The following is a 17,632-nucleotide window of genomic DNA, read 5'->3' as shown; positions in this document are numbered from 1 at the left end:
TAAATTAATTACGTTATGAAAAAAATATCGATTTTTTTAATCACTTTATCATTGTTGTTTGCCGCTAGTTGCGATAACGATTTTGAACAAGTGAATACGGATCCTAACAATCCAGTTAAAGTGCCTGCAAATCTTTTGCTTGGTGCTTTAATTAGAAATTCACAGAATATTTATGCTGGTGGTATAGGTAGTGATATGAGTTCAATATGGGCACAACACTGGTCTAAAGTTGAGTATAATAATGAAGAGCGTTATACGCCAAGGCAAGCTGTTATTGATGGTCATTGGACAATTTCTTATACAAACATTGTATATGATGCTAAAGTGATGCAGCAACTTGCAGTTGAAGAAGGAAATACTAATTTGCAAGCTATTTCTTTGATTATGCAAGCTAATACGTTTCAAGTTTTAACGGATTTGTATGGGCCTATTCCCTTTTCAGAAGCAGGAATTAAAGGTAATTTAAAGCCAAAATTTGATTCTCAAGAAGACGTTTATTCAGGAATTATTGCTATGTTAACGCAAGCTGATGCTCTTTTGGCTAATGGTACTGGTGCTGTTCCTTCTACTTCTGATTTAATTTATCTTGGAGATACTTCTAAATGGAAGAAATTAGCAAATTCATTAAAATTAAAAGCTTTAATAAGAATTGCTAAAGCTCCTGGAGTTAATAATGCTGCTGAAATTGCTACCCTTATTGCTTCTGGTAAATTAATGACGTCTAATAGTGACAATGCATTGATTTTAAACAAGCCAGTTGTTGCGGATGGAAATCCAATGTACAGAACATTAGATGGTCGTGGAGAATTTAAAGTGAGTTCTGTTCTGGTTACTAAATGTCAAACATTGAATGATCCACGTTTGGCAAATTTTGCTAAGCCAGTTGGAACTATTTATGTTGGAAATGTTCCTGGTCAAGAAACTAAAAATTATGCTGGAACATCTGCAGTTGGTGCCTTTTATAATAAGCCTGAATTGCCTAGTGTAATTATGTCTTATTCTCAAGTTGAGTTCTTGTTAGCGGAAGCTGCAAACGAAGGATATATTGCAAATCCTGATGTTGCTACTGATGTCTCCGTGTCTTTAGATCATTTACGAAAAGGTATTGCTGCAAGTTTTGCTTACAATGGGTTGACTAGTAGTCAAGCATCTGCTTATTTTTCTCAACCTAATTTAATATATACTGGTGCAGATAGAATTGGTGCTAGAAAAACAATAGGCGAACAAGTATGGTTTTCACTTTATTATCAAGGTGTTGAAGCTTTTACTGAATGGAGAAGGACTGGATTTCCAGTACTTGCACCAGCATTTTTAGGTGTTATTTCTGAAATTCCTAGTAGATTTTTTTATCCAACAAGCGAAAATCAATTAAATAGCGCAAACTATGCTTCTGCTGTAGCTACACTTGCTAATGGAGATGAATTGACATCTAAACTTTGGTGGGACGTTAATTAAATTATTATAAATTTTATATTATGAAAAAAATAAATTTTCTTTCTATCCTTTTTGTTTTTTCACTTGCCTTTGTGTCTTGTGAGAGAGAAAAAGGTGATTATCTAACAGGAAATAAAAATGTTGGAGGTTTAATAGGCGTTAATAAACAGCTTGTTGCATATACAATTGGTAACGGTACTACATTTCAATATGAAAATGTAATTACTGCTGATCAATCAGGTATTGTTAAAGTACTTAAGGTAAATGTGTATAAATCATATACAGATACACAAGGGACTGCAGATCCAGCTGATGATTTAGTTTCAAATGAGGCTTTATTGAAAACTATCGATTTACCATCTAATAGTGCAAGTGTTGTGGTTCCTTTCGGAGTTACTTATCCAGAATTAATTCAAGGTTTAACTATTGCTGGTGCACCTGTTGCACCTGTGGATACTGATTTAAATATTGGTGACTTCTTTACGCTACGTTATGAGCAATTGCGCTCAGATGGTGTATTAGTTGAGTCAGCGGGAACGTTATCTACTAAAGTAGCTGTTGGGACACGTTTAGCAGGTTCATACAAATGTATTAATTATGCATACTATAGATTAGGTGTTTTAAGTCCTGTTACTTTCGCTCAAATACCTACTATTAATATTGAATCCGTAGATGCTACGACGTATAAAGTTGTAAGACAGTTTGGTCAATTTGGACCTACAGCTACCGATCAAAATAACTGGTTCTTTACAGTAATTGGTAATAATATTACTTATCCTGCAAATGATGCTGGTGGAGCAGGACAAACAGGTAATGATCAACCGTTTGCTACTTGTGCTACTAATGCAGCTGATTTTGCAATTCTTGGAAATTGCGCTACATCTAATGTTGTTGTTCTTGATAATGTTGCTGGTAAAGACAAATTGTTTATGAATTTTGGTTACATTACTGGTACTGGAGCAGTTGGTCCACGTGTTTTCACTTGGACACTTGAAAAATTATAACTATTTAAAATTATTATAAAAATGAATAAATTTAAAAAAATAACATTATTAACAATCTCATTAGCTGGAATGTTTGCTAGTTGTGAGAAAATTGATGATAATACTGGTGGAAGCGCTGCTAGGTTTGTTCCTGGTGTTGTAGGTGCTGTAAATTGGTCTTTTCCTACAGTTCAAAGTGTAAATGAAGTGGACAAAGGTGTGTATACTTTTACAGTAACTATAGATAAACCTCAATCAGTTCCTGTTGGAATTAATATTGAGCAAATTGCTGGTAATGCTACTAAAGATGATGATTTCGAGTTTGCAACTCTTATTACTATACCAGCTTTTGCAACATCAGTAACGAGTTCTGTGAAAATTTTGGATGATTGTACTGTTGAAGGTGTTGAAGATTTTACACTTAGAATTAGTGATTTAAAAACTTCTAATGCATCAATTCCTTCAAAAGAAATTAAATTCACAATCAACAATAACCTAAGCCCTTTAGCTACAACGCTAGATTTAGAATTTGATTACAATAAATCATTCATCTTACTTGGTAACTCATATACATTATGTGGTGTTGCTTATGATATGGACTTCTATATTTTAGATGCTGCTTTTGCTGATACAGGTATTTATGATGCGGCCGCTAGTGGTTGTCCTGAGAAAGTATCATTATCTACTGATCCAACTTCTGCTACTTATTTAGCGGATGGGGTGTATTATGTGTTTTATGACACATTTGAAAAAGGGAATATGAACGGAGGAGCTAATACTACAACTGATGATGTTAATGATTTTTATCATGAGCCTTTTGATATTCCAGTTACTGTTCATTATGAAAGATGTGGTGGTATCGATCCAGGGACTTATGTTCAAGCTGCTGCTTTTGTACACAGATCAGTTACGCCAGGAACTCTTCAATTTGATTTAGCACTTCCAAACCCTACTTATGTAGTTACTATTGAAGTAAATGCTGGAGTATTTACTCTTAAGAATAATACTTCAGAGGTTTTAGCTTCAGGTAGAGTTTCTCAAAGTAAATTAGCTCAAGCTATGACTAACGCAAGAAGAAACAATCCAAATAAAAAATAATTAATTATTTTTTAAATATTAAAAGGGCTACATTTCGTAGCCCTTTTTTTTGTGTTTAATACTATCAAAATGTGTATTTTTGCATTTGACAGTTATATTATGAAATACATATATTCACTTTTACTATTACTTTCTTGTTTCACTATTCTCGCACAAGTAGATGATGACAAGATTGTTAATACTAACGACACCATCAGAAAATCACTTCGTGATGCACCTAAAGAAAATCCAAAAGCAAGACACGACCAGTACAGAATTGTAACTCTTGAACGAGATACAACCTATGTTGATACATCATTGTCAATAAAAAAAGAGTATCAATTTAATCACTTGCGAAGAGATAATTTCGGATTGTTACCCTTCAATAATGATGGACAAACTTATAATACGCTGGATTTTGGACTAAAACAAAACAATACTTTTCCAGAATTTGGTTTCAAAGCCAAACACTTCAATTATAGTAAAGCACACGAAATTAAATATTATTCCGTAGCAACCCCACTAACTGAATTGTATTTTAAAACCGTTTTGGAACAAGGACAGTCGGTAGATGCTTTTATTACCTTAAACACTTCCGAAAGATTAAATATGTCGATTGCTTATAAAGGACTAAGATCATTAGGGAAGTACATAAATTCCTTATCTAGTTCTGGAAATTTTCGATTTACAACCAGTTATTTTACCAAGAACAAACGTTATTTTGCTAATTTTCATTACGTTGCCCAAGATGTGCTGAATAACGAAAATGGAGGTGTCGTTAATATTAATGATTTTCAATCAGGGGATTCCGAATTTACCGAACGTGCTAGACTTGATGTGTATCTGGAAGACGCAATTTCAACTCTAAAAGGGAAACGATATTTTCTAGACCATTCCTATAAATTAAATGCTTCAAATAAAAACAATTTAACAATAAATCATCAGTTTAGTTACGAATCAAAATTCTTTCAATTTAATAAAACTTTAAATACGGAAAGATTTGGAGATTCCTATTTATCATCAGGTTATTCTGATTTAACTAAAAATAATATACTCTATAACAAGCTTGGAGCTTCTTTTAGAAATTCATTACTAGGAAATTTGAACTTTTTTGTCGAAAATTACAAATACAATTATTTCTACAATCGAATCATCATTTCTAACAATCAACTAGCAATTCCATATAGTAATAATGACAACCTAAATGCAATTGGTGGTAAATATCTTTACAACAAAAACAAAATCAAAGGGCAAGCACTATTCTCTAAATCAATATCAAAACAAACATTTTCTACCCTAGACATTTCAGCTCAGTACAAGTTCAATGATAAAAATAGTTTTGAGGTTCAATACATGAATCAAAGCAAAGTACCAGATTTAAATTACACCTTACATCAAAGTAGTTTTATAAACTACAATTGGAAAAATAATTTTGATAACGAGAAAATAAACACGTTGAATGTAAAAGCCAATACGCAATGGCTTCTTGCAGAAGCACAGATTACGGTTTTAAACGATTATTTATATTTTAAAGACACAGATTTGTCGGATTTGATAGTTGCTTCAAAGCCATTTCAATACAATAAAACCATCAATTACCTTTCTCTAAAAGCCTCCAAAGAAATCAAATACGGTAAGTTTGCATTAGATAATACCGTTCTATTTCAGCAAGTAGCACAAGAGGACAACATACTAAATGTGCCCAAACTAGTCAGCAGGAACACAGTATATTTTACCGATTATTTCTTCAAGAAAGCTTTGTATCTCCAAACTGGATTTACCTTTCAAGCCTTCACAAAATACTACGCTAACGAGTACAATCCGCTTATAGGAGAGTTTTATGTTCAAGATAAAATCAAGATTGGAAACTTTCCATTACTAGATTTTTTCGTGAATGCACGCATACGCCAAACCAGAATATTCCTCAAAGCAGAACATTTTAATTCAAGCCTCACAGGCCGAAACTATTATGCCTCACCAACCCAACCTTACAAAGATTTTCTAGTTCGATTCGGACTCGTTTGGAACTTTTTTCAATAATTTTAGTAGGCATAAATGTCATATTCAACGCAGTCAAAATAGGGGCGTGTCCTAGAATGTAAAATCTCGCTCGTGCCTCACTTCAATTTTACATTCTAGGTCGGGCTTTCGGCTTTATCTTTTTTTCGTACCTCAAAAAAGGATACCGCCTTTATCCCTCACGCAAATCAACATTCCGTTTCAAAATTAAAATTCTAATTACTATCTTTGCATTATAATTATTTTTAAGATGCAAATTCCATATCTTAAATCTAATATCTAAAGTCTGAAATCTAATATCCAAAATGAAATACGCAAAAAACATACTCGAAACCATTGGCAATACACCACTTGTTAAAATCAATAAACTCACCACAGAAATTGAGGCATTAGTACTAGCAAAAGTCGAAACTTTCAATCCAGGCAATTCTGTAAAAGACCGAATGGCCGTAAAAATGATTGAAGATGCAGAAGCCGATGGTCGACTAAAACCAGGTGGAACCATAGTAGAAGGAACTTCAGGCAACACTGGAATGGGATTGGCATTAGCCGCAATCGTAAAAGGATATAAATTGATTTGCGTAATATCAGACAAACAATCCAAAGAAAAATCAGATATTTTAAGAGCCGTTGGTGCCAAAGTAATTGTTTGTCCAACCGATGTAGAACCAACCGATCCACGTTCGTACTATTCTGTTTCCAAAAAATTAGGAGAGGAAACACCAAATTCTTGGTACGTGAACCAATATGATAATCCAAGTAATTCTGTAGCACATTACGAACAAACCGGACCAGAAATTTGGGAGCAAACCGAAGGAAAAATCACCCATTTTGTAGTTGGTGTAGGAACAGGAGGTACTATTTCTGGTGTGGGGAAATATTTAAAAGAAAAAAATCCAAATATTAAAATTTGGGGAGTTGATACATACGGTTCCGTATTCAAAAAATACCACGAAACGGGTATTTTTGACGAAAACGAAATTTATTCCTATATCACCGAAGGAATTGGAGAAGACATTCTTCCAAAAAATGTGGATTTCTCCTTAATTGATGGTTTTACAAAAGTAACCGACAAAGATGCTGCTGTTTATACACGTAGAATAGCTTTGGAAGAAGGTATTTTTGTAGGTAACTCAGCTGGTTCCGCTATAAAAGGAGTGTTGCAACTCAAAGAACATTTCACTAAAGACGACGTTGTAGTAGTTTTGTTTCACGATTCTGGAAGTCGTTATGTGGGCAAAATGTTCAATGACGATTGGATGCGCGAGCGTGGTTTTCTTGACGAAGAAATCACTAAAGCCGAAGATGTAATCAAAGATCATTTAGACAAGCCATTAATTATAGTTCGCACCGAAGAATTGGTTTCACACGCTATTGATCGTATGCGAAAATACAAAATATCTCAAATCCCAGTCATTGATATTACAGGATTTGTAGGTTCTTTGGACGAATCCGATTTGTTTCAAAGTTATGTTTCAGACAAAAATGTAGCCGACAAACCCATTCGTGAATTAATGGGAAAACCCTATCCTATTGTAAAAGCAGGAACTTCAATCGAAGAGGTTTCTAAACTTTTCACCAAAGAAAACCAAGCTGTTTTAGTCGAGCTCGAAAATGGGAAGCATCATATTATTACCAAATATGATATTATAGGTTCTATAAAATAAGTTCTTAAAAACAAGTTCTACAAACTTTCGCTAATTCAATTAGTTAAAATTTGTAGAACATGTGCTTTTAAATCTAATGTCTAAATTCAGAAATCTAATATCAAATGACTTTCACAGCTATCGATTTTGAAACCGCAACAGGACATTCTGAAAGTGCTTGCGCTGTTGGTATTGTGACTGTCAACAATGGAGTTATCACCGAGGAATATTATACACTAATTCAACCACCAAATAACGAATACTGGTACAGGAACATTATGGTTCACGGCATAAAACCCATAGAAACCATTAACGAAAAAACCTTCGATCAGTTGTTTCCTGAAATTCAAAAACGATTATTCGGTCGTAAAATTGTAGCACACAACGAAGCTTTTGACAGGCGAGTGCTTACCAAAACAATGAAAGCCTACGGGTTGTATTACGACGAACTCGAAATCGCCGATATGTGGGAATGTACGTGTAAGATTTACCGAAAAAAAGGTTATAAACCAGCAAATTTAAAACATTGCAGTGATTTAAATAATATCGAATTAGTACACCACGAAGCCTTGTCAGATGCGCGTGCTTGTGCAAAATTGTATTTGTTGCAATGATTAAAAGTCTTATTTTTCTTGTTGTGCTATTTAATCTTAATTTATTTTATTACTTTAGTCTTTCATCTATCCGTCTAGTATCTATCATCTACAATAAATGAAAGAAGATTTTCTCCACTACATCTGGCAATTCAAGAAATTTGATTTTACCAATCTAAAAACCACATCAGGAGAAAACGTGACAATTATTAAAGTTGGAGATTTCACGCAACTTGCTGGTCCAGATTTTTTCAATGCTCAAATCGAGATCGAAAATCAAAAATGGGCTGGAAATATCGAAATTCATATCAAATCTTCTGATTGGTATGTCCACAACCATGAGAGAGATGAGAATTATGATTCTGTAATATTACACGTGGTTTGGGAACACGATGCTGCAATTTTCAGAAAAGACAATTCTGAAATTCCAGTTCTCGAGCTCAAAAACTACGTTTCAAAAGAACTAGTAAGTCAATATTCTAAATTAAGAACTACCAAATCTTGGATTTACTGCGAAAATGAAATCAAAACTATTCCAGATTTTGTAATTAAAAATTGGCAAGAACGATTGTTTTTTGAACGATTAGAACGAAAATCAAATCCAATTCAAACGTTGTTACTCGAGAATCAAAACGATTGGGAAGCTACATTTTTTTGTTTTTTAGCTAAAAATTTCGGATTGAATACCAATGGAGAAATATTTTTCAAAATAGCCAAATCAATTCCGTTTTCGACTTTAAGAAAAGAAACTTTTGAAGTCGAAAATCTGGAAGCATTATTTTTTGGACGAGCTTCATTATTGGAAACTGAAAAAGAAGATACCTATTTCAAAAACTTAAAATTCCGCTGGGAATATCTTCAAAACAAATACCAATTTGAAAATGTGATGATCGAACCCATTCAATTTTTCAAACACCGACCAGATAATTTCCCAACCATTCGATTGTCGCAATTGGCGAGTTTGTATCAAACGCATCAAAATGTATTTTCAAAAATAATTACGGCCAAAACTATTTCAGAAATATACCAAGTGTTTGAGGTTTCAGTTAACGAATATTGGCAAACGCATTATAATTTTGATAAAATAAGTCCTAAAAAATCCAAATCATTATCAAAATCATTTATTGATTTACTTATTATCAATACCATAATTCCTTTTCGATTTGCTTACCAGAAAAGTCAAGGAAAAGAAACATCGGAAGAAAATATTTATTTCTTGGAGCAAATTGCACCTGAAAAAAATGCGGTTATAGACAAATTCAAATCCATAGGAATTGCATCAAAAAATGCATTTGAAACCCAATCGTTACTCCAACTCAAAAACGAATATTGCAGCAAAAGTAAATGTTTACAATGTGCTGTTGGTTTAGAACTCTTAAAAAATTAGATTTCTATATTTTACGATTGGTAAATAACTAGTTTTTTGTAGTTTTACAAAGCAAATAATCAAATTTTCAAAACACACACAATGCGATTTGTATTAAAACTCAAATATTTTTTCGAAAAACAAGGTTTTCACGTTTCTTCTCGTTTGGCCGATAGATTAGGAATGCGAGCCAACAGTGTTCGTTTGTTTTTTATTTACATTTCTTTTGTTACAGCAGGATTATGGTTTGGTGTATATTTAACATTGGCTTTTTGGTTGCGATTGAAAGATTTAATTCGTGCCAAAAGAACTTCAGTTTTCGATTTGTAATATATGAATTTCAAACACTATTTTATTTTCAATAGAGAACAACAAACAGGTTTGGCCGTTTTAGTCGGTTTGATTGTAACTTTGCAACTTTTGTATTTTTTTGTAGATTTTCCAACCCAAAAAGTAGTTTCAAAAGAGGAAGAGCAATGGTTGGCAATGCAGACAGAAATCGATTCAATGAAAGCCATTGCAAACGATGATACTTATAAAATGTATCCTTTTAATCCCAACTTCATCACAGACTTCAAAGGCTATAAACTCGGAATGAAAGTTGCTGAAATCGACAGATTACTAGTTTTTAGAAAAACTAATAAATATGTAAATTCTGCAAAAGAGTTTCAGAATGTAACTAAGATTTCTGATTCTTTATTAGCAGTAATTTCACCATACCTTAAATTTCCAGATTGGGTAAAAAACAAAAAGGAATATCCAAAATATGAAAATTCTAATTTTAAAGATTTCTCAAAAAAAGAAAAAATTGTAATTCTCGACATCAACCAAGCGACAAAAGAAGATCTAATCAAAATATATGGAATTGGGGATGCTATTTCTGAAAGGATTCTGAAAGAAAAAGACAAATTTGGTGCTTTTGTCAGTATGGAACAAATGTCAGATGTTTGGGGATTATCGCCAGAAGTAATCACCGAATTGAATACCCATTTCAGAGCATCGGTTTCAACAACAGTTAAAAAAATTGACATTAATAACATTTCTGTCAAAGAATTAACAAATTTTCCTTATTTTAAATACGCTCTAGCTAAAGAAATCGTGACTTATCGAAGTATGAATGACGGAATTAAGAATATTGAGGATTTAACAAAAATTAAAGGTTTTCCTGTTGATAAAATAAAAATAATAGCCTTATATTTGGAATTCTAAAAAAAACGGACAATATTTTTTTTAAAAACAGCTTTAGTTATATGAATTCAATATATTTTACAGAAGAACACGAATTATTTAGAAAGAGTTTGCAAGATTTTTTACAAAAAGAAGTAGTGCCTCATATTGAAAAATGGGAAAAGACAGGTACAATTGAACGCTTCATTTGGAAAAAATTTGGCGAAATGGGCTTTTTCGGAATAGCATATCCTGAAGCTTATGGAGGAATGAATTTAGATTTATTCTACACTGTTGTACTTTTAGAAGAACTTCAAAAAATAAAATCGTCTGGTTTTGCTGCTGCAATTTGGGCTCATGCCTATTTAGCTATGACGCATTTAAACGCAGAAGGTGACGAACGAATCAAACAAGAGTACCTAGCTCCAAGTATTGCTGGAGATAAAATAGGTGCTTTGTGTCTTACAGAGCCATTTGGAGGTAGTGATGTAGCAGGTATGAGAACAACAGCGACAAAACAAGGCAATAAATATGTTTTAAACGGCTCAAAAACATTCATCACAAATGGTGTTTATGCCGATTATTATGTCGTAGCTGCAAAAACAAATATAGGAACAGGAAACAAAGCCATAAGTATGTTTTTGGTCGATACAAATCTAAAAGGAATATCGGCAACCAAACTAGATAAATTAGGTTGGAGAGCATCAGACACTGCCGAAATAGCCTTTGATAATGTAGAAATTCCTCTCGAAAATTTAATGGGCGAAGAAGGAAAAGGTTTCCCATATATTATGCAACATTTTGCACTAGAGCGATTAATTATGGCGATCAATGCACACGCAAGAGCTGAGTATGCCATAGATTATACCATCAATTATATGTCGCAACGTGAAGCATTCGGCAAAACAATCGATAAATTTCAAGCATTGAGACACACTATGGTCGACCATGCAACGGAGGTTGAGCATTGCAAAATATTCAATTATGCAGCCGTAGCAAGATTAAACAAAGGAGAATATGTAGTAAAAGAAGCCACAATGGCCAAATTAAAATCTACAAAAGTAGCAGACGAAACCATTTATAGTTGCCTGCAGATGCTGGGCGGTTACGGCTATATGGAAGAATACCCATTAGCGCGTTTATCAAGAGACAGTCGTTTAGGGCCAATAGGCGGAGGAACTTCGGAGATTCTTAGGGAAATTTTATCAAAGATTATAATTGACAAACAAAATTATGAGCCAGCGGTAAAATAATATTAATAAAAAAATACAAATTGATTTAAAAAAGCCAAGTAACTTAAAAATTGTTATTTGGCTTTTTTTATGAATTTGCAAATTAATACTAAGAAAATCAGAGCAATAAGAATACGTAAAGAACTCGATTGGAAGAACTCGTTTGGCAAGAATAAATAATTCGGTTTTAAGTACAAATTCTTTTAAAAAAGAGCTTGAAGTTTCGGTTTATCCTAATCCATCAAACGGCATTTTTAATATCGATACTAATGCTACTTTTCAAGTTATCGATATGCTTGGCAAACAAATGATAACTAAAAAAATTGAGATGGGAGTGTTGCAAATAGATCTGTCTAATTATTCAAATGGTATTTATTTGATGAAAATAACAAAGGAATCAAACCAAACTAAGTTTGTAAAATTGATAAAACAATAAAAAAATAAAAAAAGTAATAGTTCTTTTAAATCCTGTTTGGCCTCGGCTAGGCAGGATTTCTTTATTATTTTAAGAGTGTTAAAAAAATAACATTTTAAACTTTGATTTCATATATTTTTAAATCTAAACAAAAAAAGTAAATTAGCCTAAAATTAAATTTCAATATGACATTGACTTATAACAGAAAAATAATTCTCATTGTTTCATTGATAGTAACAATAGCTTTGAATTTTCAAAGGCTTTTTATTATTGAAAATCCTTATTTTGAAAAACATTTTTGGCGTTTTAATTTTTCAGAGTTTCTTTTTTTTGTAGTTATCAATTTTGTTTTTTGTATTGTTCTTGGATTTTTAAATGATTTTATTTTTGCAAAAAAAATGGAATCTAAACTAAAAAAAGGAGTGATTCTTTTTATTTTAAACTTGTTGGCTTTTGTTTTATTTTTAAAACTTACTTTTATTATTCAGTCACTTCTAGTTCAAGATATTAAAAATGCCACTTTGCAGAAATGGTTTTTTATATTAAAATATTTAATTGCTAATGGCATAATGCTTTTTCTAGTTGAAATTTTATATCTCAATACAAAAAATAGATTAAAGGATAAAGAATACGAAGAACTTAAAAATCAAAATCTTCAAGCAGAAATTCAACTTTTGAAATCGCAAATAGATCCGCATTTTTTATTTAATACCTTAAGTAGTTTATCGAGTATTGTTAGAGAAAATCAAGTTTTGGCACAAGACTATATCAATCATTTGTCTAAAATTTACAGGTATCGTTTAGGAAATGACACGGCACAATGGACATTGTTATCAGATGAAATTCATTTTTTGGAATCTTTTTTTTATTTGCATAAAATGCGATTAGAAGATAAAATTATGCTCACTATTTCAATTGAAAACGAATATTTAAATGCCCAAATATTGCCTTTTAGCCTTCAGCCTTTGGTAGAAAATGCTATAAAACACAATATTGCGTCAAAAGTTAATCCTTTACAAATTTCAATTTTTGTCGAAAATGATAAATTAGTTGTAAAAAACAATCTAAATCTTAAAAAAACAAAACCTGAAGGATACAAAATAGGTTTGTCAAATTTAAGCAATCGTTATCTGATGCAGTATGACAAGCCAATTGAAATAGAACAAAACGAGGCTTTTTTTATTATAAAAATTCCATTAAGATATGAAACCTGTTAGAATTTTAATTATTGAAGACGAACCTGCAACAGCAAGACAATTAGAATACATAATAGAAAAAAGCGAATCGAATGCTACAATTATTGATGTGCTTGATAGTGTAGTAGATAGTGTTGCTTTTTTTAATACAAATAACGATGGTGTCGATTTAGTATTTATGGATATTGAATTATCCGATGGAAATTCGTTTGAAATTTTTGAAAGTATTGAAGTTAAAGTTCCAATTATTTTTGTAACAGCTTATAATGATTTTGCCATCAAAGCTTTTAAAAACAATGGAATAGATTATGTATTAAAACCTTTTTTACAAGAAGATATCTTTATAGCATTAAAAAAATTTAAAGATTGGTTTTTAGTAAAAAACAATGAAGATATTCAAATGAATAATTTTCAAAAAATGCTTCAAGAAATGCAAACTAAAAACAGTTATCAAGAAACTTTTTTGGTTTATTCTAAAGACAAAATGCTTCCAATTAAAACAGATGATATTCATTATTTTTATTCTGAAAATGAAATTGTTAAAGCTTTTATGATTGATAAAAAATCATTTGTTATAGATTATACTTTAGAAAAACTGGAAACTTTACTTTCTCCAAAATCATTTTATAGAGCCAATAGACAATTTATTATTCAAAAAAAATCAATTCTATCTATTTCTGCTTATTTTAATTCTAGATTGATTGTAAAAATGGCACCTGAATTTGCTGAGAATCTTATCATAAGCAAGGCAAAAGCAACAGAATTTAAAAATTGGGTTAACCAATAGTTTGTTTCAACTTTACATATAGTCGTTTCACCTAACATTTTATTTTTTTGAAATGTCTATTGCTGAAATTTGTTCCATAATAGTAAATCATTTATTATGGAAACGTCACTTGGAGCATATCGCATTAACGTATTGTTGTTTCTTTTAGCTTTAATTTTTATTGAAGTTATTTGGAGTATAAAACTAAAAAAGAATGTATACAGTTTAAAAAGTACAATGACTAATTTTTATGTTTTGATAGGTTTTTTCTTTTTCAAAACTCTTTTTACAGGTTATCAACTTGCGCTATTATCGTTTGTAAGTAAGTATAAATTGATAAATGTTTCAGAAAGTATTCCAACTTTTATAATGTGTTTTCTCCTAGCCGATTTTATTTATTATTGGTTTCACAGAGTATCTCATACTTGGAAACCGCTTTGGGCATTTCACCTTATTCATCATTCTAGTCAGGAAATGAATTTAACGGCTGCGTATCGCCTCAATTGGATGTCAGCATTAATAAGTCCAATATTTTTTATTCCATTGGTATTGCTAGGATTTTCGCCCGATTTTATTGTAATTTCTTATACTTTAAATTTATTGTATCAATTTTTTCTTCATACAGAAATTGTTGGCAAGTTAGGTTTTTTAGAAAAAATAATAGACACGCCATCATCACATAGAGTGCATCACGGATCAAATCCTATTTACATTGATAAAAATTTTGGTGGCGTATTTATCATTTGGGATCTACTTTTTAAAACCTATCAGCCTGAAGTAGAAAAAGTAAAATATGGAATTACAACTGGATTTATTAGTAATAATCCCTTGGTTTTAAATTTTAAAGGGTTTTGGGATTTATTCAATGGAAAAATGAAGTATAAAGGATAATCAAACAAGTATTAATTTTAAATATCTATAAAAATGAAAACAATCAATTTCAAATTTGCATTAGGGATATTATCTCTTGCATTAGTAACCTCTTGTAATAAAGATGAAGTAACAAACGGTCAAGCAATTTCTGAACAAGAAATAGCTGAAGTGGTTATAAATTCAATTAGCAAAGAAACCGATGGACTTGTCACACAAGTTGAAAAAGCGATAGAAATGGCAAACAGCTCCACATTAACTTGCTCTCAATCAGACAGTGCTAATTTTTCATCGTCAAATTCTATTGGTAGTGCAATTATTTATTCCACTTCTTATAATTGGAACTGGATTTATAATTGCAACGGAACTGTTCCAGACAACATTACTTATAATTTTTCTGGAAATAGTAGTTATGACACACCAAGAATGTCGTCTAATGATACTGATGATTACCAACTTGTGGTATCAAATTTAGATCCTTTGCAATCTAATTTTATTGTAAATGAGAGCTTTGCAAGACAAGGAACACAGGTTTCTAAGGTTCAGAATCAATATTCTTTTACTAGTTCAATTATTACTAATTCAACAAATATTAATGTTAGTAAAACAACAGGACGTATTATGTCTGGTGAAATTTTGGTGCAAATAAATGCTACAAGTACTTCTGGTAATAGTTTACAAAGCTCAGGAACCTTAACTTTTTTAGGAAATAATGCTGCTAGATTAACACTATTAAACGGAAACATTTATAATTTTAACTGGTAAAATAAGTATAAAAATATGAGAATTTTAAATCTTAAATGGATTGTTATTGTCGGATTGTTTTTTAGTCTAAGTTTAAAAGCACAGTCGCTAGAAAAAATGAAAACGATGTCAGTTGAAGAATTGGCAACATTTAAAACCAATGAGCTCAAGAAAGAATTAAATCTTTCAGAAAATCAAGCTGCTAAATTGCAAGTAGTTAATCTAGAATTTGCAAAAGTTGCTCTGCCAGTTATTAAAAGTAACGATGCTAAATTTACAGTTGCAAAAAAGCTAAAGCCGCTTGATGAAAAAAGAGATCAAGATTTAGAAAAGATTTTAGACAAAAAGCAATTTGAATTGTACAAGAAAAATAAGGAGAAAAAAATCTCAAAATTAAGAGCAGAATTTCTTTCCGAAAATTAGATGATACTAAAGCAATCCTAACCTAAGAAGTATATATTAAAAGAGTGTAATTGCACTCTTTTTTTTGTTAGTTCACCTTCGGTTTTTTCCGTTTCACCTTAATAATAGTATCATCCAACTTTAGATTATTTTATTTTTGAATCATAATTTAAAACTCTTTATTATGAAACATTTATACACTTTTTTATTCGGATTGATTGCATTACAAACTCAAGCGCAATCAAGCTATACTTCTGCAAATTATGCGGCAAATGGTGATATTTTTTATATAGCATCAGCTTCAAATTTAGCAATAGATTATGTAACAACTGGAACAAATTACAATTGGAACTTTTCAACATTAACAGGCATCTCGCAAGAACAACTTCAATTTAGGAGTCCAAACACTACGGGTTTTGCTTGGCCATTTATTTTTAATGTTAATAATACTAATTTATCTTCAACAAAAAATGAAACAAATTCACTTACAGTTTTAGGGCAAACATTAGGAATAACAAACGTAAATGACTATTATAAAAAAACGACATCACAATTAACGCAGCCTGCAAGCGCATATAAAATAAATTACAATGGTACTCAAATTCCAGTAACAAATCAATTTACCGATAGTGATGTTATTTATAATTTTCCAATTGATTTTGGTGATAATGATTCAGACAATTCATCTTATGAAGTAAATATTCCTAACATCTATTATCAAAATAAAACCACTCAAAGAACAAATGAAGTAGATGGTTGGGGGAGTGTAACAACACCTCACGGCGTTTTTTCTAACGCTTTACGAATGAAAACTACATTAGTACAAAACGATACTATATCAGTACTAGGTAATGGATTGCCTAGAGTAATAACCACATCAAGAGAGTTAAAATGGTTTGATATTTCAAAAAAGCAACCCATTTTAGCAGTAACACAAAACAATATTTCGGGAAATTGGGTTACATCAAAGGTAGAATATTTAGACAACCAAAGAGATTTTCAAACAATTGCGTTGTTTGCTTATACTCCAGTAAATCCAGCTCCAAGCGATATCGTTTACATTCAAAATTTAAGCACAAATGCAACAACTTATTCTTGGAATTTTGGTGACCCTTCAAGTGGCTCATTAAATACAAGTTCAGATCAGCATCCAACACATATATTTAATTCAGCTGGAAACTATCAGGTGCAATTAACTTCAAGTAATGGCACATTTAATGACACCGTAACTATACCAATTGTTGTTGGATCATTAAGTTCAAATGAGTATAATTTTGAGAATACTGGATTGGTTTATCCAAATCCTTTTACTTCAAAAATTAGTGTTTCGGATAATCTAAAAGGCTCGGATTTTTATTTATATGATATTTACGGACGTATTGTTTATCAAGGAAAAAATATTCAAAATCAAGATTTTAGTAATTTAGCAAGGGGTAGTTATATTTTGATTACTAAAAACGGGAATAAAGTTGTAACATATAAATTGATAAAATAATTTATAATTTATAATTGCTTCGCCTATTCAAAAAATAAAAAAAATATTTTTTTTCGGGGTCATAATTAAAAATAAATAATTACTTTTGCACCCTTAACGAGAGGAGGTGTCTATATTATGTTAATTATACCAATTAAAGACGGAGAAAATATCGATAGAGCATTAAAGCGCTATAAAAGAAAATTTGACAAAACAGGAGTCGTAAGACAACTAAGAAAACGTCAAGC

General features: G+C 31.3%; 18 protein-coding genes. All 18 read left to right on the top strand.

What is annotated here, in order from left to right; translation table 11 throughout:
- The first annotated feature begins 15 nt into the window (after positions 1 to 15).
- Positions 16 to 1,455: a SusD/RagB family nutrient-binding outer membrane lipoprotein gene (locus RMO70_RS08005; protein WP_310555903.1), complete on the top strand. Its 1,440-nt coding sequence runs from the start codon at positions 16 to 18 to the stop codon at positions 1,453 to 1,455.
- A 71-nt stretch (positions 1,456 to 1,526) separates the two neighbouring features.
- Entirely contained in the window at positions 1,527 to 2,438 is a 912-nt protein-coding gene (locus RMO70_RS08000; protein ID WP_310555902.1) for a hypothetical protein, read from the top strand.
- A 21-nt stretch (positions 2,439 to 2,459) separates the two neighbouring features.
- On the top strand, positions 2,460 to 3,515 hold the full coding sequence (locus tag RMO70_RS07995; RefSeq protein ID WP_310555901.1) for a hypothetical protein: 1,056 nt from the start codon (positions 2,460 to 2,462) through the stop codon (positions 3,513 to 3,515).
- Positions 3,516 to 3,614: 99 nt separating this feature from the next.
- On the top strand, positions 3,615 to 5,534 hold the full coding sequence (locus RMO70_RS07990; RefSeq protein WP_310555900.1) for a putative porin: 1,920 nt from the start codon (positions 3,615 to 3,617) through the stop codon (positions 5,532 to 5,534).
- A gap of 284 nt (positions 5,535 to 5,818) precedes the next feature.
- A complete protein-coding gene (locus RMO70_RS07985) occupies positions 5,819 to 7,180 on the top strand; it encodes a pyridoxal-phosphate dependent enzyme (RefSeq protein WP_310555899.1) in 1,362 nt (453 codons plus the stop codon).
- Positions 7,181 to 7,284: 104 nt separating this feature from the next.
- The gene (locus RMO70_RS07980; protein ID WP_310555898.1) at positions 7,285 to 7,773 is read left to right on the top strand and encodes a 3'-5' exonuclease; all 489 of its coding nucleotides are present in this window, start codon (positions 7,285 to 7,287) and stop codon (positions 7,771 to 7,773) included.
- A 97-nt stretch (positions 7,774 to 7,870) separates the two neighbouring features.
- On the top strand, positions 7,871 to 9,139 hold the full coding sequence (locus RMO70_RS07975; RefSeq protein ID WP_310555897.1) for a DUF2851 family protein: 1,269 nt from the start codon (positions 7,871 to 7,873) through the stop codon (positions 9,137 to 9,139).
- An 81-nt stretch (positions 9,140 to 9,220) separates the two neighbouring features.
- Positions 9,221 to 9,448 carry a PspC domain-containing protein gene (locus RMO70_RS07970; protein WP_309608373.1) on the top strand — a complete coding sequence of 76 codons (228 nt, stop codon included), beginning with the start codon at positions 9,221 to 9,223 and terminating at the stop codon, positions 9,446 to 9,448.
- A gap of 3 nt (positions 9,449 to 9,451) precedes the next feature.
- Positions 9,452 to 10,327, top strand: coding sequence for a helix-hairpin-helix domain-containing protein (locus RMO70_RS07965; protein WP_310555896.1), 876 nt, complete (start codon positions 9,452 to 9,454; stop codon positions 10,325 to 10,327).
- Positions 10,328 to 10,368: 41 nt separating this feature from the next.
- Positions 10,369 to 11,538, top strand: a complete 1,170-nt coding sequence (locus tag RMO70_RS07960; RefSeq protein ID WP_310555895.1) for an acyl-CoA dehydrogenase family protein — start codon at positions 10,369 to 10,371, stop codon at positions 11,536 to 11,538.
- Between the two features lie 142 nt (positions 11,539 to 11,680).
- Complete coding sequence (locus RMO70_RS07955) at positions 11,681 to 11,953, top strand: T9SS type A sorting domain-containing protein (protein ID WP_310555894.1); 273 nt, start codon at positions 11,681 to 11,683, stop codon at positions 11,951 to 11,953.
- A 377-nt stretch (positions 11,954 to 12,330) separates the two neighbouring features.
- Entirely contained in the window at positions 12,331 to 13,149 is an 819-nt protein-coding gene (locus RMO70_RS07950) for a histidine kinase (RefSeq protein ID WP_310555893.1), read from the top strand.
- Positions 13,136 to 13,915, top strand: coding sequence for a LytTR family DNA-binding domain-containing protein (locus RMO70_RS07945; RefSeq protein WP_310555892.1), 780 nt, complete (start codon positions 13,136 to 13,138; stop codon positions 13,913 to 13,915). The genes RMO70_RS07950 and RMO70_RS07945 overlap by 14 nt, the downstream gene beginning before the upstream one ends.
- Positions 13,916 to 14,011: 96 nt before the next feature.
- On the top strand, positions 14,012 to 14,785 hold the full coding sequence (locus RMO70_RS07940) for a sterol desaturase family protein (RefSeq protein ID WP_310555891.1): 774 nt from the start codon (positions 14,012 to 14,014) through the stop codon (positions 14,783 to 14,785).
- Between the two features lie 33 nt (positions 14,786 to 14,818).
- Positions 14,819 to 15,529 (top strand): hypothetical protein, encoded by a 711-nt coding sequence (locus RMO70_RS07935; protein WP_310555890.1) that lies wholly within the window; start codon positions 14,819 to 14,821, stop codon positions 15,527 to 15,529.
- A 15-nt stretch (positions 15,530 to 15,544) separates the two neighbouring features.
- Positions 15,545 to 15,931: a hypothetical protein gene (locus RMO70_RS07930; RefSeq protein WP_310555889.1), complete on the top strand. Its 387-nt coding sequence runs from the start codon at positions 15,545 to 15,547 to the stop codon at positions 15,929 to 15,931.
- A gap of 163 nt (positions 15,932 to 16,094) precedes the next feature.
- Complete coding sequence (locus tag RMO70_RS07925; protein ID WP_310555888.1) at positions 16,095 to 17,405, top strand: PKD domain-containing protein; 1,311 nt, start codon at positions 16,095 to 16,097, stop codon at positions 17,403 to 17,405.
- 117 nt (positions 17,406 to 17,522) lie between these two features.
- On the top strand, positions 17,523 to 17,632 hold a 110-nt coding region (rpsU, locus tag RMO70_RS07920), incomplete at its 3' end, for a 30S ribosomal protein S21 (RefSeq protein ID WP_310555914.1).

Source organism: Flavobacterium sp. (genome assembly GCF_031422135.1).
In the GTDB taxonomy this organism is placed as follows: domain Bacteria; phylum Bacteroidota; class Bacteroidia; order Flavobacteriales; family Flavobacteriaceae; genus Flavobacterium.
This window is presented reverse-complemented; position numbering and strand designations above follow the sequence as displayed.

What these genes read in the sequence shown, in the direction of transcription:
- RMO70_RS07980 (WP_310555898.1), top strand. Translation starts at nt 7,285, where the DNA reads ATGACTTTCACAGCTATCGATTTTGAAACCGCAACAGGACATTCTGAA.
- RMO70_RS07960 (WP_310555895.1), top strand. Translation starts at nt 10,369, where the DNA reads ATGAATTCAATATATTTTACAGAAGAACACGAATTATTTAGAAAGAGT.
- RMO70_RS07985 (WP_310555899.1), top strand. Translation starts at nt 5,819, where the DNA reads ATGAAATACGCAAAAAACATACTCGAAACCATTGGCAATACACCACTT.
- RMO70_RS07990 (WP_310555900.1), top strand. Translation starts at nt 3,615, where the DNA reads ATGAAATACATATATTCACTTTTACTATTACTTTCTTGTTTCACTATT.
- RMO70_RS07940 (WP_310555891.1), top strand. Translation starts at nt 14,012, where the DNA reads ATGGAAACGTCACTTGGAGCATATCGCATTAACGTATTGTTGTTTCTT.
- RMO70_RS07975 (WP_310555897.1), top strand. Translation starts at nt 7,871, where the DNA reads ATGAAAGAAGATTTTCTCCACTACATCTGGCAATTCAAGAAATTTGAT.
- RMO70_RS08005 (WP_310555903.1), top strand. Translation starts at nt 16, where the DNA reads ATGAAAAAAATATCGATTTTTTTAATCACTTTATCATTGTTGTTTGCC.
- RMO70_RS07930 (WP_310555889.1), top strand. Translation starts at nt 15,545, where the DNA reads ATGAGAATTTTAAATCTTAAATGGATTGTTATTGTCGGATTGTTTTTT.
- RMO70_RS07965 (WP_310555896.1), top strand. Translation starts at nt 9,452, where the DNA reads ATGAATTTCAAACACTATTTTATTTTCAATAGAGAACAACAAACAGGT.
- RMO70_RS07995 (WP_310555901.1), top strand. Translation starts at nt 2,460, where the DNA reads ATGAATAAATTTAAAAAAATAACATTATTAACAATCTCATTAGCTGGA.
- RMO70_RS07945 (WP_310555892.1), top strand. Translation starts at nt 13,136, where the DNA reads ATGAAACCTGTTAGAATTTTAATTATTGAAGACGAACCTGCAACAGCA.
- RMO70_RS07950 (WP_310555893.1), top strand. Translation starts at nt 12,331, where the DNA reads ATGGAATCTAAACTAAAAAAAGGAGTGATTCTTTTTATTTTAAACTTG.
- RMO70_RS07970 (WP_309608373.1), top strand. Translation starts at nt 9,221, where the DNA reads ATGCGATTTGTATTAAAACTCAAATATTTTTTCGAAAAACAAGGTTTT.
- RMO70_RS07935 (WP_310555890.1), top strand. Translation starts at nt 14,819, where the DNA reads ATGAAAACAATCAATTTCAAATTTGCATTAGGGATATTATCTCTTGCA.
- RMO70_RS07925 (WP_310555888.1), top strand. Translation starts at nt 16,095, where the DNA reads ATGAAACATTTATACACTTTTTTATTCGGATTGATTGCATTACAAACT.